Origin of the sequence: Rhodococcus sp. IEGM1339 (assembly GCF_050321925.1) — a bacterium.
Taxonomy (GTDB): domain Bacteria; phylum Actinomycetota; class Actinomycetes; order Mycobacteriales; family Mycobacteriaceae; genus Rhodococcus; species Rhodococcus pyridinivorans.
Window position 1 is genome coordinate 1 of the sequence record NZ_JBNQFT010000037.1, and the last position, 25318, is coordinate 25318.

Genomic DNA, 25318 nt, shown 5'->3' on the forward strand with positions numbered 1-25318 from the left:
TGTCCCCCTCCGATTTTCAGCGGTATCTGGAGGGCACGAAAAAGCCCCCTCACCTGCATCAGAAGGTGAGGGGGCTTTGTGGGCGCGGAGGGTTTCGAACCCCCGACCGCTGGTGTGTAAAACCAGAGCTCTACCACTGAGCTACACGCCCGAAAGACGGCGGCAGGTGCCGCCGACTTCGCATCAGGACTTTAGCGCGGCGAGCGCTCTGGCCCAAGCTCCCTGGTCACGGGCCTCTCCGGGCTGGTTCTCCTCCGCGAACTGCACGATGCCGTCCTTGTCGATGACGAACGTGCCGCGGTTGGCGAAACCGAACTTCTCGTTGAACACACCGTAGGCCTGCGCGACCTCGCCGTGCGGCCAGAAGTCGGACAGCAGCGGGAAGGTGTAGCCCTGCTCGGCTGCCCAGATCTTGTGGCTCGGCGACGGGCCGACCGACACCGCGAGGATGGCGGTGTCGTCGTTCTCGAAGGTGGGCAGGTCGTCGCGGACGGCGCACAGTTCGCCCTGGCAGACGCCGGTGAAGGCGAGGGGGTAGAAGACCAGGAGCACGTTCTTGCTGCCCCGAAAGCTCGACAGCGTCACCTCCTGGTTGTTCTGGTCCTTGAGAGTGAAATCGGGGGCTTCGGCGCCCACGGCGATCGGCATGCGTATGGATCCTTACGTTCCGGGAGCCGGTTCAGCGGCGGGGACGGCCGGCCTTGGGCTGGACGAGGCGGCTGCCGATCCAGTCACCGAGGTTGGTGGCCGTGGTCTGGGTGAGGCCGGCTGTGGCGGCCGACTCGGCGATCTCGCTGGGCTCGACGTGATCGGGGCGCCCGGTCTTGGGGGTGAGCACCCACACGACGCCCTCGTCGGCGAGGGGGCCGATCGCGTCCATGAGGGCGTCGACCAGGTCGCCGTCGCTGTCGCGCCACCACAGCAGCACGACGTCGACGACCTCGTCGGAATCCTCGTCGAGCAGCTCGGTACCGGTGACCTCTTCGATCGCAGCTCTCAACTCGTCGTCGGTGTCCTCGTCCCAACCGAGTTCCTGCACCACGTGGTCGTGAGTGATACCGAGCTTGGAGACATAGTTCTTGGCATCCGCCGCGGCGACCACGGTGGCTCCTCCTAAGGGTTGTGGTGCGCGAATCGGATCCGCGTACCGGCGTGACGATCAATTGGTCAAAGCGAACATCGTTGCGGGCCTCAACGCAACCCGAATCGCTGGGAAAAGCGGGAGAATCTTTCCAGAGGGACCCATTGCACCGCCTCGTACGGTGTCCGTTCCGTCCTGTTGGCCGGGCCACGGCGTGATCCTTCGTCGCGGATGGGGGAAGATGAGGGGTGCATCATGTTCAGATGTCGATTGCGTCGGCTCCCACAAGAGCCGGCCGACGGAGAGGGCGCTCCACCTACGCGCCCACCACGATGAGGAGCAGACGTTGACAGACCTGATCCACGGATCCGACTCCCGAGAAGGCGCCGCACCGGGCGCGTCGGGACCGGATTCCTCGGCCAAGCCGGCATCGACCAAGGACAACCGTGTCCGGGTGATCCGCGAGGGTGTGGCCTCCTATCTGCCGGACATCGATCCGGCGGAGACCGAAGAGTGGCTCGAGTCGTTCGACGGGATGCTCGAGGCCGCGGGCCCCACCCGCGCGCGCTACCTGCTGCTGCGCATGCTCGAGCGTGCCAACGAGCGCAAGGTCTCCCTTCCCGCCCTGACCTCCACCGACTACGTCAACACCATCCCCACCGAGAGCGAACCGTGGTTCCCCGGTGACGAGGAGGTCGAGCGTCGCTTCCGCGCGTACATCCGGTGGAACGCGGCGATCATGGTCACCCGCGCGCAGCGCCCGGGTGTCGGCGTCGGTGGTCACATCTCCACCTACGCGTCGTCCGCCGCCCTGTACGAGGTCGGCTTCAACCACTTCTTCCGCGGCAAGGACCATCCCGGCGGCGGCGACCAGGTCTTCATCCAGGGCCACGCCTCCCCCGGTATCTACGCCCGAGCCTTCCTCGAGGGCCGCATCGGCACGGAGCAGCTCGACGGCTTCCGTCAGGAGCACAGCCACGCCTCGCTCGGCGGCGGCCTGCCCTCGTACCCGCACCCGCGCCTGCTCCCGACCTTCTGGGAGTTCCCGACCGTGTCCATGGGCCTGGGCCCGATGAACGCGATCTACCAGGCACGGTTCAATCACTACCTGCACGACCGGGGCATCAAGGACACCTCCGATCAGCACGTCTGGGCGTTCCTCGGCGACGGCGAGATGGACGAGCCGGAGTCGCGCGGTCTGGCGCACGTCGCGGCCACCGAGGGTCTCGACAACCTGACCTTCGTCGTCAACTGCAACCTGCAGCGTCTCGACGGCCCGGTGCGCGGCAACGGCAAGATCATCCAGGAGCTGGAGTCGTTCTTCCGCGGCTCCGGCTGGAACGTCATCAAGGTCGTGTGGGGCCGCGAGTGGGACGCCCTGCTGCACGCCGACAAGGACGGCGCACTGGTCAATCTCATGAACGCCACCCCCGACGGCGACTACCAGACCTACAAGGCCAACGACGGCGCGTTCGTGCGCGAGCACTTCTTCGGCCGCGACCCGCGGACGAAGGAACTGGTCAAGGACCTGTCCGACCAGCAGATCTGGAACCTCAAGCGCGGTGGCCACGACTACCGCAAGATCTACGCGGCCTACAAGGCGGCGATGGAGCACAAGGGTCAGCCGACGGTGATCCTCGCGCACACCATCAAGGGCTACACGCTCGGTAAGCACTTCGAGGGCCGCAACGCGACCCACCAGATGAAGAAGCTCACCCTCGAGGACCTCAAGTACTTCCGCGACATCCAGCGGATCCCGATCTCGGACGAAGAGCTCGAGAAGGATCCGAAGATGCCGCCGTACTACCACCCCGGCTTCGAGTCGCCCGAGATCCAGTACATGCTCGAGCGTCGCCGGGCCCTCGGCGGTTTCCTTCCGGAGCGCCGCACCACCGCGAAGCCGTTGGCGCTGCCCGCGGAGAAGACCTACGACGTCGTCCGCAAGGGTTCGGGCAAGCAGGAGGTCGCCACCACCATGGCGACGGTCCGTGTGCTCAAGGAACTGTTGCGCGACAAGGAGATCGGCAAGCGCATCGTGCCGATCATCCCGGACGAGGCCCGCACCTTCGGTATGGACTCGTGGTTCCCGTCGCTGAAGATCTACAACCGCAACGGTCAGCTGTACACCTCGGTCGACGCCGATCTGATGCTTGCCTACAAGGAGAGCGAAGTCGGGCAGATCCTGCACGAGGGCATCAACGAGGCCGGTTCGACGGCGTCGTTCACGGCGGTCGGGACGTCCTACGCAACGCAGGGCGAGCCGATGATCCCCGTGTACATCTTCTACTCGATGTTCGGTTTCCAGCGCACGGGCGACGGCCTGTGGGCGGCGGCCGACCAGATGGCACGCGGGTTCGCCCTCGGCGCGACGGCCGGTCGCACCACGCTGACCGGTGAGGGCCTGCAGCACGCCGACGGGCACTCGCTGCTGCTCGCGTCGACCAACCCGGCCGCGGTCACCTACGACCCGGCGTTCTCCTACGAGATCGCCCACATCTTCCGCGACGGTCTGCGGCGGATGTACGGCGGCACGGAGGGTGTCGACGGCTTCGGCGGTGAGGACGTCTTCTACTACATCACCATCTACAACGAGCCGTACTCGCAGCCGGCCGAGCCGGAGGATCTCGACGTCGAGGGCCTTCTCAAGGGCATCTACCTGTACAAGCGGGGACCGGAGTCGGGTCCGAAGGCGCAGATCCTGGTCTCGGGCGTGATGATGCCCGAGGCGCTGCGTGCGCAGAAGATGCTCGCCGACGAATGGGGAGTGTCCGCGGACGTCTGGTCCGTCACTTCGTGGGGCGAGCTGCGCCGCGACGGCGTCGAGTGCGACCGCCAGGCGCTGCTGAACCCCGGTGAGGAAGCCTCGGTGCCGTACGTCGCGTCGGTGCTCAACGACGCGGCGGGTCCGTTCGTCGCGGTGTCCGACTGGATGCGCGCGGTGCCCGATCAGATCCGCAAGTGGGTTCCGGGCGACTACACGGTGCTCGGCGCCGACGGCTTCGGCTTTTCCGACACCCGTGGCGCCGCCCGCCGCGTGTTCAACATCGACGCCGAGTCCACGGTGGTCGCGGTGCTCTCGGCACTCGGCCGCGAAGGCGCGATCGATCGTGAGAAGGCCGTCGAGGCGGCCCGCACCTACAAGATCGACGACGTGACGGCCGCCCCGGTCTCGATGGCGGATCCGGGCGTCGCCTGATCCGTCCGCCGGTCACGTCCGAGTGGCGTGACCGGCCGGGTCGCGGGCGCCGGGTACTTTCGTCCCATGGTCGACGAGCCGCAACCCCGCCGGACCGGGCAGGTACCGGGCGTTCACAGGGAACGCCCGGTACCGCCGTCCCGTCCCGAGCGGGCACCGCTGCCCGACGCGCTGCTCCGTCGGGTCAAGCAGTTCTCGGGGCGACTGTCCACCGAAGCGGTACACGTCATGCAGGAGCAGTTGCCCTTCTTCGCCGATCTCGACGCGTCGCAGCGGTCGACCGTGCAGCTGGTGATCCAGACGTCGGTGGTCGACTTCCTCGAGTGGGTGCGCAATCCCGACAGCGACCTGCGCTTCAGCCTCGACGCCTTCCAGATGATCCCGCAGGATCTCGCCCGGCGACTGACGCTGCGCCAGACGGTGGACATGGTCCGCGCGGCGATGGAGTTCTTCGAGCAGTGGCTGCCGGCCCTCGCCCGCAACGAGGAACAGCTCGTGGCGCTCACCGAGGCGATCCTGCGGTACGGGCGCGAGCTCGGTTTCGCTGCCGCGGCGGTGTACGCGGGGGCGGCCGAGTCGCGGGGCGCCTGGGACACGCGGCTCGAGGCCCTCGTCGTCGACGCCGTGGTGCGTGGGGACACCGGGCCCGACATGCAGTCGCGGGCCGCGACCCTCAACTGGGACGCGACCGCCCCGGCGACGGTGATAGTCGGTACTCCCCCGCCCGACCAGGGCGTCTCGGTGATCACCACCGTGCACACCGTCGCCCAGGAGCACGGTCGCGCGGCTCTCGCGGTGGTGCAGGGCGAACGCCTGGTGATGGTGGTCAGCGGTGAACTGCACGGGACGGTCGACGCGGCGGACTTCCGCTCCGAGTTGATGCGCGCGTTCTCCGACGATCCGGTGGTGATCGGTCCGACGACACCGACGCTGGCGACCGCACACGTCTCCGCCGTCGAAGCGCTCGCCGGCATGGAGGCGGTCGTGGGGTGGCCGGGGGCTCCCCGGCCGGTGCACGCCGCCGAGCTGTTGCCCGAACGTGCGCTGCTCGGTGATCCCGGCGCGATCGCCGCGCTCGAGGACTTCGTCGTCGCCCCGCTCGCAGCCGCCGGGCCGTCCCTCGCGGACACGCTGGACGCATACCTCGACAGTGGGGGCGCTGTCGAGACTTGCGCCCGGAAGCTGTTTGTTCATCCAAATACCGTGCGGTATCGATTGAAGCGGATCACAGAAGTAACGGGTCGGGATCCCACAAATCCTCGCGATGCGTACGTGCTTCGAATCGCTGCCACGGTAGGCCGCCTGGCACGAAGCCATAACGAATTGAGATCGCCTGCACCACCTGTCACACGATTCACAATTCGCGAATCGGACACGTAACGTCCCCGGCCTTTCCACCGATAGCGAGCACCGACGTGCAGATTTGTGGGAACCCTACAAATCGAGGGGCAACCTTTCATCGCTACCGACATCTCGCAGGCACCCGTTCGCGGTGTTCCCTGGTGATCGTGATTTCGCTGCTTGCCCCCGGCCAGGGGTCTCAGACACCCGGAATGCTCGCCCCGTGGCTCGAGCAGTCCGGAGCGCGCGACCGGATCGACCGGTGGTCGCAGACGGCGGGACTCGATCTCGCGCGTCTCGGCACCACTGCCACCGCCGAGGAGATCACCGACACCGCGGTGACCCAGCCGCTCGTGGTGGCCTCCGCCCTGCTCGCCTTCGAGGATCTCGACCGTCGCGGCCTCGTGCCCGCCGACACGATCGTCGCCGGCCACTCCGTCGGCGAACTCGCAGCGGCCGCCATCGCGGGTGTCATCAGCGCCGACGACGCCGTCGCCCTCGCCGCCGTCCGCGGAGCCGAGATGGCCCGCGCCTGCGCCCTCGAACCCACCGGAATGTCCGCCGTCCTCGGCGGCGCCGAGGACGAGGTGCTCGCGCGCCTCGCCGAGTTGGATCTGGCCCCCGCAAACATGAATGCGGCCGGTCAGATCGTCGCAGCCGGGCGCCTGAGTGCGCTCGAGGAACTCGCTACGAACCCGCCCGAGAAGGCCCGCGTCCGCGCCCTGCCGGTCGCCGGTGCCTTCCACACCCGATTCATGGCACCCGCCCAGGACGCCGTGGCTGCCGCCGCGGCGAAGATCACACCTTCGGATCCGACGCACACGCTGCTGTCCAACTACGACGGCAAGCCCGTCACCTCCGGAGCCGACGCCCTCGAACGTCTCGCAGCTCAGGTCACCCGGCCCGTCCGGTGGGACCTGTGCACCGCCTACCTGCGCGCGGCGCAGGTGAGCCGGATCGTCGAGCTTCCCCCCGCCGGCACGCTGGTGGGCATCGCCAAGCGCGAGATGCGCGGCACGCCCACCGTCGCCCTCAAGACCCCCGCGGAGATCTCCGCTCTGGCCGAAAGTCTTCAACTCGGTTAGGTTGCTGCGCGCGCCGTCGCACAGCACGGGCACCTCACCGGGACCTCCCCGGACCCCCGACCGGAAACATCCGGCCGGTTTCGAACGACATAGTCGACAGATCGAGAAGGGAGCCACATCGTGGCCGCCACCCAGGAAGAAATCATCGCCGGTCTCGCGGAGATCATCGAAGAGGTCACCGGCATCGAGCCCTCCGAGGTGACCGTCGACAAGTCCTTCGTCGACGACCTCGACATCGACTCGCTGTCCATGGTCGAGATCGCCGTCCAGACCGAGGACAAGTACGGCGTGAAGATCCCTGACGAGGATCTCGCCGGTCTGCGCACCGTCGGTGACGCCGTGAACTACATCCAGAAGCTCGAGGCCGCAGGCGTTCAGGCCACGAACGACAACGAATGAGTTCTGCTGTGACCTCCCCTTCTCCTCGGGCACTCCGCGACGTCGTCGTCACCAGCCTCGCGGCTACGACGTCGATCGCCGGCGACGTGGACGCCACCTGGAAAGCACTGCTGGCCGGTGAGAGCGGGATCGGCACCATCGACGGCGGATTCGTCGACGAGTTCGACCTCCCGGTGCGCATCGGCGGAACCCTGAAGGTCAGCCCCGACGAGGGACTGTCCCGGGTGGAACTCCGTCGCATGAGCTTCGTCGAGCGCCTCGCGCTCACCCTCGGGCGCACCGTCTGGCAGAACGCCGGCAGCCCCGAGGTCGACCAGGACCGTCTCGGTGTGGTCATCGGTACGGGCCTCGGTGGCGGCGAGTCGCTCATCGACGCCGTCGACAAGCTCCGTGCCGGCGGCTACCGCAAGGTCTCGCCCTTCGCGGTGCAGATGATCATGCCGAACGGACCGTCGGCCACCGTCGGGCTCGAACTCGGTGCTCGCGCAGGGGTCATCACCCCGGTCTCGGCGTGCTCGTCCGGATCCGAGGCGATCGCCAACGCGTTCCGCATGATCGCCTTCGGCGACGCCGACATCGTCGTCACCGGTGGTGTCGAGGGTCAGCTGGACGCGGTCGCCACCGCGGGCTTCGCGATGATGCGGGCGCTGAGCACCCGCAACGAGGACCCGAAGGGCGCCTCGCGTCCGTTCGACAAGGACCGCGACGGTTTCGTCTTCGGCGAGGCCGGCGCACTGATGGTCCTCGAGAGCGAGGAGCACGCCAAGGCACGCGGAGCGACCATCCACGCTCGTATCCTCGGCGCCGGCATCACCTCCGACGGTTACCACATCGTCGCCCCCGATCCGGAAGGTACGGGAGCGGCTCGGGCCATGCGGCGAGCGATCGAGACCGCCGGGCTCACCAAGGCCGACATCGGGCACGTCAACGCGCACGCGACGGCCACCCCGATCGGCGACGTGGCCGAAGCCAAGGCCATCAACGCGGCCGTGGGCAACCACGCCGCGATCTACGCCCCCAAGTCCGCGCTCGGTCATTCGATCGGTGCGGTGGGTGCACTCGAAGCAGTACTCACGGTCCTGGCTCTGCGTGACGGGGTCATCCCGCCCACGCTGAATCTCGAGAACCAGGATCCAGAGATCGATCTCGACGTGGTCAAGGGCGAACCACGTTCCGGCCGGATCGATTTCGCGCTGAACAACTCGTTCGGTTTCGGTGGGCACAACGTGGCGCTCGCATTCGGTCGCGCCTGACCGTCGACGCCGCTGCGCCCCATGCGGTGGAGGCTCCACCCGGAGCCTCCACCGCAGCCCACCACCACCGCGTCTGCCCGAGGAGCACCCGATGACCATCCTGGATCCAGCCACCCTGCGTGAGACGACGGTGGACCCGAGAGATCCGTTGGCCCGTCTCGAGAAACTGTTCGACCCGGGCAGCCTGGAACTGCTGCACACCCGCGACAAGTCGGGCGTCCTCGCCGCCGTCGGCGAGGTCGACGGCATCCGCACCGTCGCATACTGCTCCGATGCCACCGTCATGGGCGGAGCCATGGGCGTCGAGGGATGCAAGCACATCGTCTCCGCCATCGACCACGCCATCGACCACGAGATCCCCGTGGTCGGCATCTTCCACTCCGGTGGCGCGCGTCTGGCCGAGGGCGTCGAAGCCCTCCACGCCGTCGGCCTGGTCTTCGAGGCCATGGTCCGCGCGTCCGGTCTGATCCCCCAGATCTCCGTCGTTCTCGGCTTCGCGGCCGGCGGTGCCGCCTACGGCCCGGCCCTGACCGACATCGTCATCATGGCCCCCGAGGGCCGTGTCTTCGTCACCGGACCGGACGTGGTCCGCAGCGTCACCGGTGAGCAGGTCGACATGGAGTCGCTCGGCGGCCCCGACACGCACACCAAGAAGTCCGGTGTCGCGCACATCGCCGCGCACGACGAGGCCGACGCCCTGCACCGGGCCCGCCGCCTGGTGTCGATGCTGGCCGAGCAGGGCGAATTCGACGTCGTCGCAGCGACACTCGGCGACACCGACCTGCGGGCGCTGATGCCCGCCTCGCCGCGACGCGCATACGACGTGCGGCCGATTGTCCACCAGTTGCTCGACAACGTCGACGGCGAGTCCTCCTTCGAGGAACTGCAGGTCGGCTGGGCCCGCAGCATCGTCACCGGCTTCGGCCGTCTCGGCGGCCGCACGGTCGGGGTCATCGCCAACAACCCGCTGCGCCTCGGCGGCTGCCTCAACTCCGAGAGCGCCGAGAAGTCAGCGCGTTTCGTGCGGATGTGCAACGCCTTCGGTGTTCCGCTCGTCGTCATCGTCGACGTTCCCGGTTACCTTCCCGGTGTGAGCCAGGAGTGGGAGGGTGTCGTGCGACGCGGCGCCAAGCTGCTCCACGCGTTCGCCGAGGCGAAGGTTCCCCGTGTCACGCTGGTGACGCGCAAGATCTACGGCGGCGCGTACATCGCGATGAACTCCCGGGCGCTCGGGGCCACCGCCGTCTACGCGTGGCCGGAGTCCGAGGTGGCCGTGATGGGCGCGAAGGCCGCTGTGGGCATCCTCCACAAGAAGGCCCTCGCCGCGGCTCCCGAGGAAGAGCGTGAGGCGCTGCACGACCGTCTCGCCGCCGAACACGAGGCGATCGCCGGTGGCGTCGGTCGTGCGATGGCCATCGGTGTGGTCGACGAGATGATCGATCCCGCCACCACGCGCAGCACCCTGGCCGCCGCGCTCGCCGCCGCACCCGCGGTTCGCGGACGGCACAAGAATATTCCGCTCTGATCCGGACACAGCACGAGAACACCGGCACCGCTCCTCGGAGCGGTGCCGGTGTTCTCGTATCAGGAAGATGTGGGGTGCGTTCCGGTCGCGTCGCCGGGGCGGCGGACCGCGGTCAGCCGACGTCCCGGCGGAGCCACGTCACCTGCGCGCCTTCGTCGCCGCTGCGGTACGGCTCGAGCTCTTCGTCCCATGCCGTTCCGAGGGCGCGGTGCAGTTCGCTCGTGACATCGGCGGAGGACAGCATGGCGCGCAGACGCATCTCTCCGACGACGATGTCGCCGTTGGCGCTGGTGCACCCGCGCCACAGACCCAGTCGGGGGGCGTAGCTGAAACGTTCGCCGTCGACGCCCTCGCTGGGATTCTCGGTGATCTCGAAGCGGAGCATCGGCCACGACCGCAGCACGTCGGCCAGTCGCGCGGCCGTGCCCACGGGCCCGACCCAGTCGACGCAGGTGCGCAGCAGCCCCGGTGCGGCGGGCTGGCCCGTCCACGAGAGATCGGGCCGGCAGTCGAGGATGTCGGCCAGTGCCCATTCGATGTGCGGGCACACCGCCGCCGGTGAGGAGTGGACATAGATCACCCCCGCCGTGGCATCCGCGAATTGGTTGGATGCGCGCATACATTCACCTCCGGTTCGACCAGGACGTCTTCCCCAACGACCTTCGTCGACCAAGGCTTCTCCATGCAGGCTGCGTACAAGTGTGCCCGTGTGGCGTGTGTTTCGCCAGCGAACCAGAGAGGTTCATGTGAATTCGGTGATGATCGCGTCTCCGAGGGCAGGCCAGAGCGGTTTGGCCCAGTCTCCGAACGCACGATCAGTAAGTACCACAGCGGCGACGGAAATTTCGGGATCTACCCAAATGAATGTGCCCGATTGACCGAAATGACCGAAAGTACGCGGTGAATTACCGGTGGCGGTCCAATGCGGATTCTTCTCACCGCGGATCTCGAATCCGAGGCCCCAGTCGTTGGGCTTGAACATCCCGTAGCCGGGCACGAGTCCGTTCAGACCCGGAAACTGCACGCTGGTCGCCTCGGTGAGGGTTTCGCGCGAGACCAGCACGGGGTCGAGCAGCTCGCGCGCGAACAACGCGAGATCGGCGACCGACGACTGCGCCCCGTGACCCGCCGGCCCCGGCAGGGACGAGGACGGCATGCCGAGCGGCTCGAAGACCGCTTGCCGGAGGTATTCCGGGAACTCGATACCGGTTTCCGTCTCGACGAGTTCGGCAAGCACTTCGAAGCCCGCACTCGAGTAGATCCGCTTCCGTTCGGGTTCGGTCTGCACGGTGCGCTCACCGAACGCCAGACCGGAGGCGTGGGCGAGCAGGTGGCGCACCGTCGACCCCGCGGGGCCCGCGGGCTGGTCGAGCTCGATCGCGCCCTCCTCGACGGCCACCAGCGCGGCGTACGCCACGAGCGGCTTCGTCACGGATGCGAGTGGGAAGACCTCGTCGAGGTCTCCCCTGGACGCGACCGTTCCGCCGTCGCGGGTCACCACCGCGGCGGCGGAACGGTCGACGGGCCAGTCGCTGAGCAGATCGAGGCTGTGCACGCGATCAGCCTACGAGACGCCCCGGCGGCGCGGGGTCACCGGTCGGTACCGGTCACCAGTCGGCTTCGGTGTAGCGGATGACGCCGCGGATGTTCCTGCCCTCGAGCATGTCCCGGTATCCGTCGTTGATCTGCTCGAGGGTGTAAGTGCGCGTGACCATGTCGGCCAGGTTCAGTTGACCGGACTTGTACAGGTCGAGCAGGTTGGGGATGTCCACCCGCGCGTTGCAGCCACCGAAGATGTTGCCCTTGAGGTCCTTCTGCAGCATCGAGAGCAGGAACGAGTTGAGCTTGACGTCCATGTCGGACATGTAGCCCATCGCCGTGACGACGCACCGGCCGCCCTTGGCCGTGAGTGTCAGTGCCGGATCGACCAGCTCGCCCTTCATCTCGCCCACGGTGATGATCGTCGAGTGGCACATGCGGCCCCACGTGATCTCCATGATGGGCACGATGGCCTCCTCGATGGAGGCGTAGGTGTGGGTGGCACCGAACTTGAGCGCCTGCTCCCGCTTCCACGGCTCCGGGTCGATCGCGAACACGTGGCGCGCACCCGAGGCGACGGCGCCCTGCAGAGCGCTCATGCCGACACCGCCGACGCCGATGATGGCGACCGAGTCGCCGGCCTTGACCTCGGCGATGTTCGTCGCCGAACCCCAGCCGGTGGGCACGCCGCAGCCGACCAGCGCCGCGAGCTCGAAGGGTACGTCCTTGTCGATCTTGACGACCTGGCTCTGGTTGACCGTCATGTACGGCGAGAAGGTGCCGAGGAGGCACATCGCGATCACGTTCTCGCCGCGGGCCTGAATGCGGTAGGTGCCGTCGGAGATCGCCTGGCCGCCGAGCAGTCCCGCCCCGAGGTCGCACAGATTCGAGTGCCCCGAGGAACAGGACGGACACCGTCCGCACGCAGGGATGAAGGACAGCACGACGTGGTCGCCCACCTCGAGACCCACCACACCCTCACCGACCTTGGTGATCACGCCCGAGCCCTCGTGACCACCCATGGCGGGGAAGGACGGCATCGGGGTTGCGCCCGTGACGATGTGATGGTCGGAATGGCACATGCCGGCGGCTTCCATGCGGATCTGCACTTCGCCCGCGACGGGATCGCCGAGGTCGATCTCCTCGACGGACCACGGTTCGTCGATGCCCCACAGCACTGCACCCTTGGTCTTCATCTGACTCGCCTTCCATCGCATTGCCGGTTGTGCACGTGACGATAGCCACAATCACACAGAATTGGAACAGGTTCTACATACTTTCCCGGTCCGGTGGGACACCCGCGCTCGATACGGTGAGAGGCAGTCCCGCGGGTCACCACCGCCCGAGCGTCCGAGGAGATGCCGTGTCCGACAATCCGGAACTCACTTTCCACGGGGCGGCGAGAACCGTCACCGGTTCGTGCGCGACGGTCGAACTCGGCGACGCACGGATCCTGATCGACTGCGGACTGTTCCAGGGCTCCCGCAGCCTCGAGAACCTGAACGTCGCAGAGTTCCCGTTCCCCCGGAGTCGGTCGACGCCGAGCCCGCCACCGCCTACGTCGAGGGCGTCGACGAGGTGACCGACCAGCACTGGACGGTCCGCGTCTATTCCCCGGCCGTGGATACCGTGATCCCCCTGGACGTCCTGCGTCCGGCCGATCCGAGCGAGCCGCGGCCGGTCGTCTACGCCCTCGGCGGCGCGGGTGTCGGGGTGATCGACGGCACCGGGTGGATGGAGAGCAGCGACATCGCCGAGTTCTTCTCGGACAAGAATGTCAACGTGGTCATCCCCGCCACCGGCAACTTCGTCTACTTCACCGACTGGGATCTCGACGATCCGGTTCTCGGTCGCAACCAGTGGCAGACCTTCCTCCTCGAGGAACTGCCGCCCGTCGTCGACGAACTGCTCGACACCGACGGCAAGCAGTCGATCATCGGGATGTCCATGAGTGCCGGCTCCGCGCTGGACCTCGCGATCCGGAGCGGCGACCTGTACTCCGGCGTCGCATCCCTCAGCGGATGCGTGCGCACCAGTGATCCGGTCGGTCAGCTGTACGTGAGGCTCGTCGTCGAGCGCCGCGGCAAGGGCGACGTCGAGAGCATGTGGGGTCCGGCCGACGGGTCCGCGCTGGGCCGAGCACGACGTCTACCTCAATGCGGAAGGCTTGCGCGGCAAGGCCTTGTACCTGTCGAGCCGCAACGGTCTGCCCGGCACGTACGACGTCCCCGGTCAGGAACGCGCGGCGGGTGAATCGTTCGCCACGCAGATCGTCGCAGGCGGAGCGATCGAGGCCGCCACGAATGCCTGCACGCACCAGCTGGTGGACCGGCTCGAAGCGCTCGACATCCCGGTCACGGCCGAACTCGATGCCGACGGAACGCATTCGTGGGGTTACTGGGAGGACGACCCGCGCAAGGCGTGGCCGATCCTCGCCGAGTCGATGGGCGCTGAGGCCTGATCGCGAGGCTTCGCTCGCGGGGGGCCTGATCCCGAGGCGTCACTCGCCGGGGGGCCTGATCCCGAGGCGTCACTCGCCGGGGGGCCTGATCCCGAGGCGTCACTCGCCGGGGTCCAACCGGATCCGGGCGACCACCGAACGGTGATCCGCCCTGGGAAGGTCGTCGGAGTCGAACGCGACGGCCGTCCCGTTCCCGACGAGGATGTGATCGATCGCCACCAGCGGCGGGCCGGGTTTGTCGGTCGGATAGGTACGCACCGCCCCCGCTCCCGCCTGCTCCGCGGCATCGGCGAAACGCCCCGAGAGCAACGCGCGGAACTGCGCATGGTCGTAGGTGGCGTTGAAATCGCCACCCACGACTGCGGGGACGTCGGCCGGAGATCGATCGAGGATGTTCTGCAACCGTGACAGTTCGGCAGCCCAGTCCTGCGCGTCGAACACCGGTGGGACCGGGTGGAACGCGTGGACCGCGACCGGTCCCGCTCCCGGTACGTCCGCGAGCGCAGAGAGTTGACGGAAGACGAATCCGTCGTGTTCGACGGTGTCCGACAGCGGAAATCGGCTCCAGATCCCCGTTCCCGACGCCAACTCTCCGGGGACGAGATACCGATGGGGTAACAGCTCGTCGAGACCGGCACGGGTGAGTCCATCGACCCCCGCAGAGGTGAGTTCGTTCACCGTGAGCAGGTCGACGTCGCGGTCCCGGACCCGGGACACGACGACCTCGGGATCGGCACCCCTGTCGAACAGAATGTTCGCGTGCATCACGGTGATATCGGGACCCGCACCGGCCGCAGCCGTCGCGACGTGGAGAGGCGCCTGGGTCCAGACCGCAGTCGCAGCAATCGCACCCGCAACGAGGGCCCCGAATAGGCGTCGACGGACGGCAAAGGCGATCAGCCCGATCACCGCACCGGCCATCAGATACGACGCGCCGGACGCTGCGAGCACCAAGGGTTGGGCCGACCACCTACCGAAGTGGAGCGCGAGACCGACCGCGCCTGTCGCGGTTGCCGTCCACCCGAGAACGTCCGATCCGAGCCGGAGCCACTTCGCCGTCACCACGCCACACAACCATGCCGCAGGTCGCGTGCGCGAGGACCCGTCACCGATCGGAGCGGGAGGCGATCGCGGCGAGGTGCGTCGCGAGCCGGTCCGCGGCCGCCCGAAGTTCCGGTGGCTCGAGGACGACCGCCTCGAAACCCATTCGCGCGACGTGCATCACGACCCAGTCCGGGTCGTCCGCGCCGACGACGAGCACGCACCACCCGTCCTCGTCGTCCTCGACCCGCCCGACCTGCGGCGGCACCATGTCGCGCACCTGGTCGGCGTCCGCCCGCAGGCGGATCCGCGCGATGTACCGGTAGGGCGACTCCGTCACGGACCGCTGGACGTACGACACCGGATCGGGATGCTGCCGCGGCCGGAACCGCCAGGTCGTGAGGGACACGTCGCGCATCCGGTCGAGCCGGAAGGTGCGCCAGTCGTCGCGATCGACGTCCCATGCCATGAGGTACCAGCGCTGTCCGGCAGCGACCATCCGCACCGGTTCGACGGTGCGCTCGTCGTCCGCCTCCTGCCGGGTGGTGTACCGGAACCGCACACGGGTCGCGTCGCGGCACGCGCGGGCCAACGCCAGCAGCGTGTCGGCGTCGATCTCGGTGCCCGCGCCGACGACGGTCTCGGTGGCCCCGTAGATCGCCCGCACCTCCGCGCGCAGACGCGGCGGCATCACCTGATCGAGCTTTGCCAGTGCGCGCAGGGCCGCCTCGGCGGCACCGGCGATGGTGCTGCCCGACGCCAGTCGCAGCGACACCGCCGTGGCGATCGCTTCGTCGTCGTGCAGGAGCAGCGGCGGCAGTCTCGTGCCGGCACCGAGCTGATAACCACCGCCGACACCGGGGGTCGCGCGGACGGGATAGCCGAGGGCGCGCAACCGATCGACGTCGCGGCGCACCGAGCGATCGGTCACGCCGAGTTCCGCAGCCAGTTCGTCAGCGGTCCACGAGGGGCGACTCTGCAACAGCGCAAGCACCCTCAGAACCCGTTCGGTGGTCGACTCGACGGTCACACGACGATAGTCGCACGGATCACGGACCGAAGCTGTCCGGAATATGCGCCAACCTGGTGCCATGACAGAACTCGACTGGAACCACCTACTGCGACAGCAACTCGACTATCCGGTTCGCCGTCGCCTCGACAGCCTCACCGACGACGAATACTTCTTCGAGCCCGCACTCGACTGCTGGAGTGTTCGGCCGCGCGGGACGGGCACCGCTCCCCTACTGGGAGGCGCCGGGGCGACGACCATCGATTTCGCGGTCCCCGAACCGGATCCGCCGCCCATCACGACCATTGCGTGGCGGCTCGGGCATGTGATCGTCGGCGTGCTGGCGATGCGCAACGCGAGCCATTTCGGACGCACAGCCACCGACTACATGTCGTTCGAGTACGCAGCGACCGCGGACGAGGCCCTCGCCCAGCTCGATGCCGAACTCGCCACGTGGATTGCGGGCGTCGAGTCCCTCGGGGAAGACGGACTCGCCCGACCGTGCGGTGAAGCCGAAGGACCGTACGCCGAGTACCCGATGGGCGCGCTGGTCCTGCACATCCACCGCGAACTCATCCATCATCTGTCCGAGGTCTGTCTTCTGAGGGACCACTACCTGCACACCCGTACCCGCGCCCGACAGGAGGCGAGCTGACATGGCCCGCGACATCCAGATCACGTTCGACTGCGCCGATCCCGCGGCTCTCGCGGACTTCTGGGCGGACGCCCTCGGCTACGAACTCCAGAAGCCGCCCAGCAATTTCGTGTCGTGGGACGACGCGCTCGACGCGATGGGGGTGCCACTCGAACGACGCAACGACGCGTCGGGCATCGTCGACCCGGACGAGGCAGGGCCCCGACTGTTCTTCCAGAAGGTGCCCGAGGGCAAGCAGGCCAAGAACCGGATGCATCTGGACGTGCGTGCCGCGCCCGGACTCGACGGCGCCGAGCGCATGGCCGCCCTGGAAGCCGAGGCCGAACGGCTCGTCGCACGCGGGGCCACGCGCCTGGAGCGTCACGACCCGGCGCCGCCGTTCGGGGCCGGCCACATCGTCATGGCCGACCCCGAGGGCAACGAATTCTGCCTCGACTGAGACTTCGCATGGTCAGGCCGGTTCCGAGACCCAGTGGACGAGTTGCCAGATGATCCCGTTCGGATCGGCGAACTGGCAGTACCGTTCACCCCACGGCTCGGTCTCCGGCTTGGTCACGACCGTCGCACCGGCTTCCGCGATGCGCGCGAACTCGGTGTCGACGTCGTCGACGACGAAGGCGATGAGCATGCCCTGACCGGCCGGGCCGGCGACGGATTCCGGCTTGAAGGTCGACAGCCCGGTACGCAGGAACACGATGTTGAATCCTGCGTCCGGGTGAGTCAACGAGACGAATCCGTCCGCCGACATCTCCTCGGTGAAACCGAAGTGCCGGATCGCGAAATCTGCCGATGCGGCAGTGTCGGCGACGTTGAGCGACAGTGCTGTGGACTTGATTTTCATAGGACCTCCCCCAGAGCAGAAACCTTGTACGGCGTATAGAGTACTCCCGAGACCGAGTTTTCGGGAGGCATTTATGGCGCGCGATCTGATCGACCTGCTGTGGCGCGAGCATCCCGACGCGCCGACCGGTGGTTCCCGCGGGCCGAAAGCCAAGATCACCACCACATCCGCGGTGGACGCTGCGGTAACCGTCGCCGACGCGGTGGGCCTCGACGCGGTGACGATCCGTCGCCTCGCGACCGATCTGGGCGTCTCCGCCATGGCCCTCTATACCCATGTCGGGTCGCGCGACGACCTCCTCGTCCTCATGGTCGATCGGGTCCACGCCCGGCAACCCCGGCCGCCCTACGAGTCCCCGTCGTGGCGGGATCGGGTACGGCAGGTCGCCGAATCCGAACTCGAGCACTACGCCGCACACTGGTGGCTGCTGGACGTCGACGATCAGCGCACGGCCCTCGGCCCCGGCACGATCGCGAAGTACGACCACGAACTCCACGCCTTCGACGGCACGCCCCTCGGCGACATCGATCGCGACGCCGCGCTCACGTTCGTCGCGGACTTCGTGCGGGGTGCGGCCCGAGCCCGACGACCTGATCCGCACGCCGCCGACATGGGCGAGGCCTGGGCGCGATGGAACGAGCGACTCGCGCACTATCTCGGTGACGACCATCCCCTCGCACAGCGGGTGGGAGCGGCGGCCGGAGCAGAGATGAACGCCGCCTACAGCCCGCACCACGCATGGGAGTTCGGGCTGCAGCGCGTCCTCGACGGGCTCGAACCGCTCGTCTCGAATGGCGGGGTACGACCCACCGGGGAATGATTTCCCCGAAGGTTCGTACGAGAGATTCGAGGATTTCATGAAGCGATTCGCCGCGGGCGTGCTCGGTTGTGCCGCAATCGCCTTTGCAGTGCCGGCCACGGCGTACGCAGATCCCGGCACACCTACGCTCCCCACGGAGGACTACTCCGGGTGCCGCTTCGCGTCGATCTCCGCGGAATGCCGCTGGGAAACGCTCCTCGCCAGCTTGGCCGGCCTGTTACCGACCGGATCCGCGGAGGCCGGACCCACCATCCGGTAGAAGCCGTCACGACTTGGGTGGATCCGCCCCGCTTTCCGGGGTCGGATCCACCCGAATCGCATCACCTCTCGCGCACCTCTTCGAGCCTGCGGATCAACGTCGCCGCGTCGAACGGGCCGGTGTGCCGGGCGAGGTCCGATCCGGTGGCGCCGAGGTAGAAGGTGGGCGTTCCGAAGACGTCGCTGGTCTCGGCGTCGAGATCGTCGTCCTCGACACGGTGACGATACCGCCCCAGGCGAAGGTCCTCGTCGAACCTGTCCATATCGAGACCCAACTGCTGGGCGTGTTCGTAGATCTCGTCGCGGGACAGAGCGTCGCTGTGGGCGAACAGGTGGTCGTGCATGTCCCAGAATCGTCCCTGCGCCGCCGCAGCCTCGGCCGCTTCGGCGGCGAACCGGGCGTGCGGGTGGTGTTCATCGAGGGGAAGGTGCCGGGAGACGTACCGCAGGTCGTCGCCGAAGTGCTCGCGCACGTCGCGGATGCTGCCGGTGGCCTTGCTGCAGAACGGGCACTCGAAGTCTCCGTACTCGACGAGTGTGAGCGGAGCGTCGACCGGTCCCCGTATGTGGTCGCGGTTCGGATCCACCGGACGCAGCAGCACGAGCCCGGCAGATCCCTGCGGCGGATTCAGGCGGTCGGACAGCCGGAACAAAGCCCAGCCCAGCGCCGTGGCGAGAACAGCCGCGAGAAGGACGCCGATTCGGGCGTCGTTGGCCGCTTCGGGAGATTCGATCGCCAGATCCACGATGAACAGTGAGATCGTGAACCCGATGCCGGCGAGCGCGGCACCCCCACCGACGTGCGAGAGGGTGAGTCCCGGCGGCAGGCTGCCCGGACGCAGGCTCGAGAAGACGGCAGTGGCCGCGGTGATGCCCACGAGTTTGCCCGCCACGAGACCGAGGACGACGCCCCACGTGATCGGCGACCGGATCGCAGTGCCGACGGTCTCGGCGGAGATCACCACACCCGCGTTGGCGAGGGCGAAGATCGGCACGACGAGGAACGCCGTGTACGGCTGGTAGAACCGTAGCAGCCGCTCGTTCACGGACACGGCTCGGAGCACCCCGAGTTGCGCGGCGCGCGCGTAGTCGGAGTTGGGCGACTGGCGGAACGCCCGCGTGAGTTCGCCGGCGCGCTCCACCTCGCTGCGGCGCGGCGGATAGACGGGAAGGATCAACGCGATCAGTACACCGGCGAGGGTCGGGTGCACACCGGATTCGTAGAACGCCACCCACGTCCCTGCCGCGACGACGAAGTAGACGACGCCCCGCCACACCTCGAGCCGGCGGAACTGCAGGATCAGCAACAGTCCGATCGCGGCAGGTATCAGGTAGACCGGCTGCAGATCGTCGGTGTAGACGAAGGCGATGATGGCGAGGGCGCCGATGTCGTCGGCCACGGCCAGTGTGAGGATGAACACGCGCAGGCGGGCCGGGCAGCGGGGTCCGACCAGCGCGAGCGCACCGAGCACGAAGGCGGTGTCGGTGGACACGACCACACCCCACGCTCCTGCGGCCTCCCCGCTGGGGTTGAGCAGCAGAAACAGTCCCGCAGGTAGCGCGAGCCCCGCGATTGCCGCCACGAGCGGGACCGCGGCGCGCGTCCGGTCGGTGAGCTCTCCCATGGTGAGCTCGCGTTTGACCTCGAGGCCGACGACGAAGAAGAACAGCGTCATGACGGCGTCGTTGACCCAGTGCGCGAGGTCGAGATCGATGCCGTAGTCGCCGATGCTGATGCTGAGAGGTGTGTGCCAGAACGCCTCGTACGAGTCGCCCAGGTTGGCCCAGACCAGAGCGATCAGGGTCGCCGCGAGTACGACGCCTGCCGCGAGCGTGTCGTCGTCCGTGCCGTCGCGGACCCTGCCAGAAGGTCGGACGCCCGGCGGAGCGTCGTCGGATTCTCGTCGACCGTCATGTGCTCCCTCGTTCCGCAATCCGCTCCGAGCAACTCGGTGCCGGTGAGTACACCGACGACATCGCACAACGCCGGCCCCCGGGGCGATTGTTTCCGGTATCGGCCGTTCGAACCTGCATTGTCCGAACACAACAATGCAACCGGTTCCGCCGTACAGGAGGCGGAATGCACCCCTCCGACTACCGACCTCATCCGAAACTAGACCGAATCGTTGTGCCAACAAACGATTTCGGCGTTTCGACAGCCCGACCGTTACATTCCGCCGCTACCTGTCGCCTCGACGGAGGATAGCCCTGCGCGTCCGCCCCGGGTATCGTCACGATCCACCGAAGCATCGGTTCCGAATAACCCTCGGTGAGAACAACTTTCCTAAGTTCTCTTACGGAGAGGAGGTGGATCCGCTGCTGCACACGGGGACGATCCGAAGAGCCCGATGGATGTTGATCACCGCACTGGGAGCAGGGGTGCTCGTCGCGGCGACGACGCACCAGCCCGACTCTGCGGTCCGGGCCGACCCGACGGTCGCGCATGCCCGGTCGTCGCACTCCTCGGTCTCGGTGTGCGCACCGCCGGACGGTGCGCCTGTCTGGCGTCCGGACGAGCTCGGCGACCACCCGGATCCACCGGCTGCGATCGGAGCGGTGGCGAACGGGCGGATCGGAGGCGTCTTCCATCCGTCCACCACGATTCGACTGACCGGCCTGGACGTGTGCGAGCAGTACATAGACCGCACCATCGTCACGACGAACGACGGTTGGTTCCTGTTCACCGGTCTCATGCCGGGTCGCTACACGCTGCGGAGGGGACGACGGAACGGTGCTCACCGAGGTCGAGGTCTCCGCCGAGTCATCGGATCATTCCGGACTGGTGTTGGCTCCCGGTTAGGTCGTCAGCACGAGGAGGTAGCCGCCGCCGGCCTGCTCGATCCTGGTATCGAACCGCACTCCCGGCTCGAGTCGCGACAAGCGGTCGAGGAGCCATTCGGAGGCGTCCTCCGCGTCCGACTTCTCGGGACACCGGGCAACGGCGACACGACCACCCTTGCGGGTGAGTTGCTCGACGACGCCGATGATGGGCGCCGGGTCGACGACGAAGAGCCGGTCGGACCACGGCACGACGGGTTTGACGGCACCCTTCTTGGTGTTGCAGGCGCGGTGCGCGAGTCGCTCGACTCCGCCCTTTCCCTTGCCACCCTTCTTGGCGGTGTTGATGCTGTCGATGCTGGGACCGCGCGGGTCGTTGACCGACATGTCGGGGTCCACGGGCTCGTCGCACAACCAGCAACGCCACGCCTCGCGCTCACCGACTTCTCGAAGGGTGCTCATGGGGTCGAACGCTACCGTTCCGACAAGCAGGAACATCTCGCGGCCATGAGCGAAGGATGTGGGGCGGGCGGGGCTCGAACCCGCGACCAGCGGATTATGAGTCAGAATCCGCCTGTGACACCGGATGATTCAGCGTGATACCGAAGCCGCGTTCGTGCAGGTGAGAGTGGGTTCGCGTCCGCTCTCGTGATACCGGGTGACATGGTCACACACATCGTCTGTGACCACTTCGTGGCCACGCTAGAGAGTTTCCCGATCAAGCTCTTACGGAGCGTTCGTCCCTCGGCAGAGAGGTTCACCCCGAACCTCTCTGCCGAGTACCGGCACGTGAGTCAGTGACTGCCTGTCACGCACTCCCAGGTTGCCGGCCCCAGATTTGAGAGGTCCCCGACGAACCTCTCAACCACGGTCATGATGACCGCGGTTGAGAGTGACGGGCCGTCACGCTCAAACGGATTTTCTGGGATCGGGGAAAACTTTCCGGGATCCCCGAGAGTTTCCGGATGGGCGGATTCGGAATCAGGGCGTCCCGAGGCTCTGCCACCACTTACCCCGATCGGTGAAAGTGGTGGACACCGTGTCCACAACTCCACAGGTTCAAGCAGTCACGTTCAGCGTGGACGTGACCAGCGAATTTGTCGGCGTCGGCAAATAGATCCTGACCTGCCACGTTGTCGACGCCGGCAGCGTGGCAGGTGCCAGACTTGCGCCCATGACCGACACTCTCCTCGCGTCCATCGACCGCATTCTCAGCGAAGCCCGAACCGACCTCCAGGTTCTCGACCAGACCGCCGACAGCCGAACCCTCACCCCCGACGAGGTCCACGAAGTCCGGTACCTCCGGAAGCTCATCGACGCCGAGACGAGAGTCCGGGCACGCATCCTCGCCGAGCTGGAGTGAGCAGACAGACCGCGGCCCCGATACCGAGCGGGTACCGGGGCCGCGGGGTCGTCCGGGGTCACTTGCCGATGTTCGACCAGGGTTCGGACTCGACCTCCGGACTCGAGGGGTCGGAGGTCAGGAAGTCGGGGAGCGTCCGCGCGTCGGCGTCCATGATCTCCGTCATCAATCGGGCCGCGGTGACCGCGAAGTCCTCGCCGGCCGGTCCCGGTTCGATGCTCACGCGCGCCGGCAGGTCGAGACCCAACAGCCGGCACCGCTGCGCCGAGATGCGTAACACGAGCTTCGCGGCGTCGAGGTCACCGGCGAGTGCGGCCGTCCAGTACGCCGCGTGCAGGGCGTCGAGGCGGTCGGACTCAAGGACTCGGTACTCGTCCACGGACTCGAACTCCGTGCGGTCGAGCAATCGTTCGACTGCCTTGCGTGCGCCGCTGCGATCCGCGTAGCCGAGCTGGTCGGCGATCTCCTGCCAGGTGTGGCCCTCTCGTCGTAGCTCAAGGCACCGTTGGGCCCGGAGTCGCTCGTCGGGCTGGGGGACGTTGTTTCCGGTCACGGTGGGGACTCCTTCGTGGGGACAGCGATTGTGGGGACAGCGGGGTCGGCGCTCCGCAGCCTCTCCCGGGTGGGCATCCATTCCGCCCGGGAGAGGCCGGGGCATCACCGGCGGGCAGGGCTGTGGGTGCTGCCTGCCGGGAGTTTCTGGGGTGTGGGTGCGAGGCCGGCATGGATCGCTGCTGCCTGGGCGCTGAGGTGGGCGTCGGTTTCGGGGACGCCGAGTGCTGCGCAGACGGTGGCGTGGTCGGCGCGGTCGTGGGCGACGAGGTGCCGGGCGATGGTCTGGACGGCGGGCCATGTCGTTTCGATGAGGCGGCCGACCTCGAACGGGAGCGGTTCACCGGAGGCGGTGAGCTTGTCGAGATCCCCGGTGCCGTCGGCCGCGCAGTGCCCGTCGAGGACGGAGCGAACTTCGCGGACCGAAGGCATTTTGCCGTACGTCCAGCGTGCCTCGCCGACGGCCCCGGCGAAGGTGACCTGCGCTTCGGCGGAAGCCGACAGTCGGCCGTCGTAGGTGCAACGTCCCATGTGGTCGGGGTCGTGCGGGGTGAGGGTCAGGTCGGTGATCCGTCCGCCGGCGAGGACCGCGGCGACGGCATGGCTTGCTTCGTGGATAGCGGCGGCGGCGATTGCAGCGGCGGGGATACGTGCGCGTGCTTCGTTCGCCTCGCGTGCCTTGCGGATCTTCTCGCGCTGGGTGGTCAGCTCGCGGAGGAATGGGGTGTCCGTGGTGGTGGTCATGGGGTTCTCCGATCGTGGTGGGGTGTGTCCCCCGGGTGCCGGCGCGGCCCATAGCCAGTCCGCCGGCACCCGGAGCACGAGACGAGGCCAGGTGGTCAGGGGGTGATGCCGAGGGCGTCGAGCTCGTCCCGGCTGGGGTTCAGTCGCCGGAGCTCCGCGTTCATCGGGGTGGATGCGGTCGACCGGCTGGCGTCGAGGTAGTCGAGGGTTCGGGTCGCGGAGAGCACGGCCCGGTCGACTTCTCGGAGTGCCGTCTCGACCCGCTCGCTGATCGACACAGCCCCGCGGGTCTGCCCGGGCGGCGTCGCGACCTGCAAGTATGCGCTGAGAGGCTCTGAGAGCTGCGCGGCGTGGTCGACCAGGCTGGCAGTCCAGGTCCCATCGGTTAGCGCGTCACGGTCGATCGCTGGGCAGGCGGGTCGTTCCCACGCGGCGACGATCAGGTCGATGGCGCGTCCGCGGCGTTCGAACGGTAGGTCCGCGGTCCGTCGGCGGGCGTCCCGTTCCACGAGCAACTTCCCGAGGGTGAGGACGCACTCGTGTACGGCTGTGGTGACTTCGCGGGCGATGTGCGGGTACCGATGTGTGTCGGATCGTTGTGCCAGCGGGGTGAGGATCGCGGTGATCTCGGCGGCCAGATCGAACGTGCCGGTGTAGTGGATCTGGAGGTGCTGGCGGCGTCGGTGTCGTTGCTCGTCCTGCGAGGGGGTCGGGGCCGGCACGCCGCGGAGCTGACGCAGCGTGGAGTCCCGGGTTCGTTTCGCGCGTTCGGACTCGGGAAGCTGGTCTCTCCGTTTGCGGGTCAGCTTCATGGCGTGCCCCCGATGGTGACGGCCGAGATGAGCGATTCGTAGCCGGTGACGACGGTGCGCTCGGCGATCGCGGCCCGGAGGTGGGCATCGACGTCGATGGTGTCCTGGGCAAAGATCTCCGACCGCCACACGGTCGTGGGGCCGGTCGCGACGAGGGTCGAGCCGAGCACCGCGTCATATCCCCCACCGAAGGCCAGGGCGTTACCGAGCTTCGTTCGCGGGATCGGGCCGGTGCCGACGCTGATGCCGGCGGCGTCGAGGGCCGACGAGTACCGCATCGACAGGTGAATGATGCCGGTCGTCCCGGTCTCCCCGATCGCGACCTCGAGCTCCCCGATCGCGGCGACGAGGTCCGGCACCGAGACCGGGGTGCCGGCGTCGGCGAGCAACCGATTCGCGAAATGTGCCTCGACCATGCCCTGTTCGTGCATCCGCAGGTTTTGCAGTGCCCGGGCCTTGATCGTCTGGGACTGCTGCACGGATAGGTGACATCTGAACTGTGGTGCCGTGAGGCACTGCTGGAAGGATGGACCCCGTGCCCAAGCCCTATCCGAAAGAGTTCCGC

Annotated in this window: 25 protein-coding genes, 1 tRNA gene and 2 pseudogenes; 13 read left to right on the plus strand and 15 right to left on the minus strand. The window is 67.7% G+C overall.

What is annotated here, in order from left to right; genetic code table 11:
• Positions 1-79: 79 nt before the first annotated feature.
• The 3 genes from ACQR3U_RS22385 to ACQR3U_RS22395 all read right to left on the minus strand — a co-directional run bounded on the left by ACQR3U_RS22385 (position 80) and on the right by ACQR3U_RS22395 (position 1102).
• Positions 80-151: transfer RNA gene (locus tag ACQR3U_RS22385), tRNA-Val, on the minus strand.
• 32 nt (positions 152-183) lie between these two features.
• Positions 184-648 carry a peroxiredoxin gene (locus tag ACQR3U_RS22390; protein ID WP_006554436.1) on the minus strand — a complete coding sequence of 155 codons (465 nt, stop codon included), beginning with the start codon at positions 646-648 and terminating at the stop codon, positions 184-186.
• A 31-nt stretch (positions 649-679) separates the two neighbouring features.
• Positions 680-1102, minus strand: a complete 423-nt coding sequence (locus ACQR3U_RS22395) for a DUF3052 domain-containing protein (protein ID WP_006554437.1) — start codon at positions 1100-1102, stop codon at positions 680-682.
• A 325-nt stretch (positions 1103-1427) separates the two neighbouring features.
• Here ACQR3U_RS22395 and aceE point away from each other — a divergent pair, with 325 nt between their 5' ends.
• The 6 genes from aceE (at position 1428) to ACQR3U_RS22425 (ending at position 9880) form a co-directional block, all read left to right on the plus strand.
• Positions 1428-4277 carry a pyruvate dehydrogenase (acetyl-transferring), homodimeric type gene (aceE, locus tag ACQR3U_RS22400; RefSeq protein ID WP_033097778.1) on the plus strand — a complete coding sequence of 950 codons (2850 nt, stop codon included), beginning with the start codon at positions 1428-1430 and terminating at the stop codon, positions 4275-4277.
• A gap of 66 nt (positions 4278-4343) precedes the next feature.
• On the plus strand, positions 4344-5657 hold the full coding sequence (locus ACQR3U_RS22405; RefSeq protein ID WP_006554439.1) for a PucR family transcriptional regulator: 1314 nt from the start codon (positions 4344-4346) through the stop codon (positions 5655-5657).
• Positions 5658-5785: 128 nt separating this feature from the next.
• The gene (locus ACQR3U_RS22410) at positions 5786-6703 is read left to right on the plus strand and encodes an ACP S-malonyltransferase (RefSeq protein WP_230810186.1); all 918 of its coding nucleotides are present in this window, start codon (positions 5786-5788) and stop codon (positions 6701-6703) included.
• Positions 6704-6823: 120 nt separating this feature from the next.
• The gene (gene acpM, locus ACQR3U_RS22415) at positions 6824-7102 is read left to right on the plus strand and encodes a meromycolate extension acyl carrier protein AcpM (RefSeq protein ID WP_006554441.1); all 279 of its coding nucleotides are present in this window, start codon (positions 6824-6826) and stop codon (positions 7100-7102) included.
• Positions 7099-8355 carry a KasA/KasB family beta-ketoacyl-ACP synthase gene (locus ACQR3U_RS22420; protein WP_167414241.1) on the plus strand — a complete coding sequence of 419 codons (1257 nt, stop codon included), beginning with the start codon at positions 7099-7101 and terminating at the stop codon, positions 8353-8355. Before acpM ends, ACQR3U_RS22420 begins: the two co-directional genes overlap by 4 nt.
• Before the next feature lie 91 nt (positions 8356-8446).
• Positions 8447-9880 (plus strand): acyl-CoA carboxylase subunit beta, encoded by a 1434-nt coding sequence (locus tag ACQR3U_RS22425; RefSeq protein WP_230810185.1) that lies wholly within the window; start codon positions 8447-8449, stop codon positions 9878-9880.
• A gap of 112 nt (positions 9881-9992) precedes the next feature.
• Here ACQR3U_RS22425 and ACQR3U_RS22430 read toward each other — a convergent pair whose 3' ends face one another.
• From ACQR3U_RS22430 to ACQR3U_RS22440, 3 genes are all read right to left on the minus strand, one after another.
• Positions 9993-10499: a DUF3145 domain-containing protein gene (locus ACQR3U_RS22430; RefSeq protein ID WP_006554444.1), complete on the minus strand. Its 507-nt coding sequence runs from the start codon at positions 10497-10499 to the stop codon at positions 9993-9995.
• A gap of 123 nt (positions 10500-10622) precedes the next feature.
• Positions 10623-11435 carry a serine hydrolase domain-containing protein gene (locus ACQR3U_RS22435; RefSeq protein WP_006554445.1) on the minus strand — a complete coding sequence of 271 codons (813 nt, stop codon included), beginning with the start codon at positions 11433-11435 and terminating at the stop codon, positions 10623-10625.
• Between the two features lie 52 nt (positions 11436-11487).
• Positions 11488-12615, minus strand: a complete 1128-nt coding sequence (locus tag ACQR3U_RS22440; RefSeq protein WP_019289833.1) for an NDMA-dependent alcohol dehydrogenase — start codon at positions 12613-12615, stop codon at positions 11488-11490.
• 167 nt (positions 12616-12782) lie between these two features.
• On the opposite strand from ACQR3U_RS22440, the pseudogene ACQR3U_RS22445 reads away from it, so the two are divergent.
• The 3 genes and pseudogenes from ACQR3U_RS22445 to ACQR3U_RS22455 all read left to right on the plus strand — a co-directional run.
• Positions 12783-12941: pseudogene (locus ACQR3U_RS22445) on the plus strand (MBL fold metallo-hydrolase); the annotation flags it as partial.
• 56 nt (positions 12942-12997) lie between these two features.
• A complete protein-coding gene (locus tag ACQR3U_RS22450) occupies positions 12998-13672 on the plus strand; it encodes an alpha/beta hydrolase (protein ID WP_230810183.1) in 675 nt (224 codons plus the stop codon).
• Positions 13673-13742: 70 nt separating this feature from the next.
• The gene (locus tag ACQR3U_RS22455; RefSeq protein ID WP_269572339.1) at positions 13743-13880 is read left to right on the plus strand and encodes a hypothetical protein; all 138 of its coding nucleotides are present in this window, start codon (positions 13743-13745) and stop codon (positions 13878-13880) included.
• Between the two features lie 99 nt (positions 13881-13979).
• Here ACQR3U_RS22455 and ACQR3U_RS22460 read toward each other — a convergent pair whose 3' ends face one another.
• Positions 13980-14945, minus strand: a complete 966-nt coding sequence (locus ACQR3U_RS22460; protein ID WP_064061326.1) for an endonuclease/exonuclease/phosphatase family protein — start codon at positions 14943-14945, stop codon at positions 13980-13982.
• A 40-nt stretch (positions 14946-14985) separates the two neighbouring features.
• Positions 14986-15951, minus strand: a complete 966-nt coding sequence (locus ACQR3U_RS22465; RefSeq protein WP_006554452.1) for a helix-turn-helix transcriptional regulator — start codon at positions 15949-15951, stop codon at positions 14986-14988.
• A gap of 61 nt (positions 15952-16012) precedes the next feature.
• Here ACQR3U_RS22465 and ACQR3U_RS22470 point away from each other — a divergent pair, with 61 nt between their 5' ends.
• Entirely contained in the window at positions 16013-16585 is a 573-nt protein-coding gene (locus tag ACQR3U_RS22470; protein ID WP_230810181.1) for a DinB family protein, read from the plus strand.
• Position 16586: 1 nt separating this feature from the next.
• Positions 16587-17024 (plus strand): VOC family protein, encoded by a 438-nt coding sequence (locus ACQR3U_RS22475; RefSeq protein ID WP_230810180.1) that lies wholly within the window; start codon positions 16587-16589, stop codon positions 17022-17024.
• A 12-nt stretch (positions 17025-17036) separates the two neighbouring features.
• Here ACQR3U_RS22475 and ACQR3U_RS22480 read toward each other — a convergent pair whose 3' ends face one another.
• Positions 17037-17426 (minus strand): VOC family protein, encoded by a 390-nt coding sequence (locus tag ACQR3U_RS22480; RefSeq protein ID WP_006554455.1) that lies wholly within the window; start codon positions 17424-17426, stop codon positions 17037-17039.
• A gap of 73 nt (positions 17427-17499) precedes the next feature.
• On the opposite strand from ACQR3U_RS22480, the gene ACQR3U_RS22485 reads away from it, so the two are divergent.
• Entirely contained in the window at positions 17500-18246 is a 747-nt protein-coding gene (locus tag ACQR3U_RS22485) for a TetR/AcrR family transcriptional regulator (protein WP_006554456.1), read from the plus strand.
• A 320-nt stretch (positions 18247-18566) separates the two neighbouring features.
• On the opposite strand, the pseudogene nhaA reads toward ACQR3U_RS22485, so the two are convergent.
• Together nhaA and ACQR3U_RS22495 are read right to left on the minus strand one after the other, a co-directional pair.
• Positions 18567-20419: pseudogene (gene nhaA, locus ACQR3U_RS22490) on the minus strand (Na+/H+ antiporter NhaA).
• Between the two features lie 881 nt (positions 20420-21300).
• Positions 21301-21681: a hypothetical protein gene (locus ACQR3U_RS22495; protein ID WP_006554460.1), complete on the minus strand. Its 381-nt coding sequence runs from the start codon at positions 21679-21681 to the stop codon at positions 21301-21303.
• A gap of 775 nt (positions 21682-22456) precedes the next feature.
• On the opposite strand from ACQR3U_RS22495, the gene ACQR3U_RS22500 reads away from it, so the two are divergent.
• Positions 22457-22645 (plus strand): hypothetical protein, encoded by a 189-nt coding sequence (locus ACQR3U_RS22500; RefSeq protein WP_094980847.1) that lies wholly within the window; start codon positions 22457-22459, stop codon positions 22643-22645.
• Positions 22646-22703: 58 nt separating this feature from the next.
• On the opposite strand, the gene ACQR3U_RS22505 is transcribed toward ACQR3U_RS22500, so the two are convergent.
• The 4 genes from ACQR3U_RS22505 to ACQR3U_RS22520 all read right to left on the minus strand — a co-directional run bounded on the left by ACQR3U_RS22505 (position 22704) and on the right by ACQR3U_RS22520 (position 25232).
• Entirely contained in the window at positions 22704-23198 is a 495-nt protein-coding gene (locus tag ACQR3U_RS22505) for a hypothetical protein (RefSeq protein WP_230810179.1), read from the minus strand.
• Positions 23199-23302: 104 nt separating this feature from the next.
• A complete protein-coding gene (locus ACQR3U_RS22510; protein ID WP_230810178.1) occupies positions 23303-23941 on the minus strand; it encodes a M50 family metallopeptidase in 639 nt (212 codons plus the stop codon).
• Between the two features lie 95 nt (positions 23942-24036).
• Entirely contained in the window at positions 24037-24753 is a 717-nt protein-coding gene (locus ACQR3U_RS22515) for a hypothetical protein (protein ID WP_230810177.1), read from the minus strand.
• Entirely contained in the window at positions 24750-25232 is a 483-nt protein-coding gene (locus tag ACQR3U_RS22520; protein ID WP_230810176.1) for a hypothetical protein, read from the minus strand. The genes ACQR3U_RS22515 and ACQR3U_RS22520 overlap by 4 nt, the downstream gene beginning before the upstream one ends.
• Positions 25233-25318 lie beyond the last annotated feature (86 nt).

Excerpts from the sequence above, each read along its gene's own strand:
- ACQR3U_RS22390 (WP_006554436.1), bottom strand. The coding sequence starts at position 648 with ATGCCGATCGCCGTGGGCGCCGAAGCCCCCGATTTCACTCTCAAGGAC.
- ACQR3U_RS22405 (WP_006554439.1), top strand. The coding sequence starts at position 4,344 with ATGGTCGACGAGCCGCAACCCCGCCGGACCGGGCAGGTACCGGGCGTT.
- ACQR3U_RS22420 (WP_167414241.1), top strand. The coding sequence starts at position 7,099 with ATGAGTTCTGCTGTGACCTCCCCTTCTCCTCGGGCACTCCGCGACGTC.
- ACQR3U_RS22425 (WP_230810185.1), top strand. The coding sequence starts at position 8,447 with ATGACCATCCTGGATCCAGCCACCCTGCGTGAGACGACGGTGGACCCG.
- ACQR3U_RS22430 (WP_006554444.1), bottom strand. The coding sequence starts at position 10,499 with ATGCGCGCATCCAACCAATTCGCGGATGCCACGGCGGGGGTGATCTAT.
- ACQR3U_RS22440 (WP_019289833.1), bottom strand. The coding sequence starts at position 12,615 with ATGAAGACCAAGGGTGCAGTGCTGTGGGGCATCGACGAACCGTGGTCC.
- ACQR3U_RS22470 (WP_230810181.1), top strand. The coding sequence starts at position 16,013 with ATGACAGAACTCGACTGGAACCACCTACTGCGACAGCAACTCGACTAT.
- ACQR3U_RS22475 (WP_230810180.1), top strand. The coding sequence starts at position 16,587 with ATGGCCCGCGACATCCAGATCACGTTCGACTGCGCCGATCCCGCGGCT.
- ACQR3U_RS22480 (WP_006554455.1), bottom strand. The coding sequence starts at position 17,426 with ATGAAAATCAAGTCCACAGCACTGTCGCTCAACGTCGCCGACACTGCC.
- ACQR3U_RS22485 (WP_006554456.1), top strand. The coding sequence starts at position 17,500 with ATGGCGCGCGATCTGATCGACCTGCTGTGGCGCGAGCATCCCGACGCG.
- ACQR3U_RS22500 (WP_094980847.1), top strand. The coding sequence starts at position 22,457 with ATGACCGACACTCTCCTCGCGTCCATCGACCGCATTCTCAGCGAAGCC.
- ACQR3U_RS22510 (WP_230810178.1), bottom strand. The coding sequence starts at position 23,941 with ATGACCACCACCACGGACACCCCATTCCTCCGCGAGCTGACCACCCAG.
- ACQR3U_RS22515 (WP_230810177.1), bottom strand. The coding sequence starts at position 24,753 with ATGAAGCTGACCCGCAAACGGAGAGACCAGCTTCCCGAGTCCGAACGC.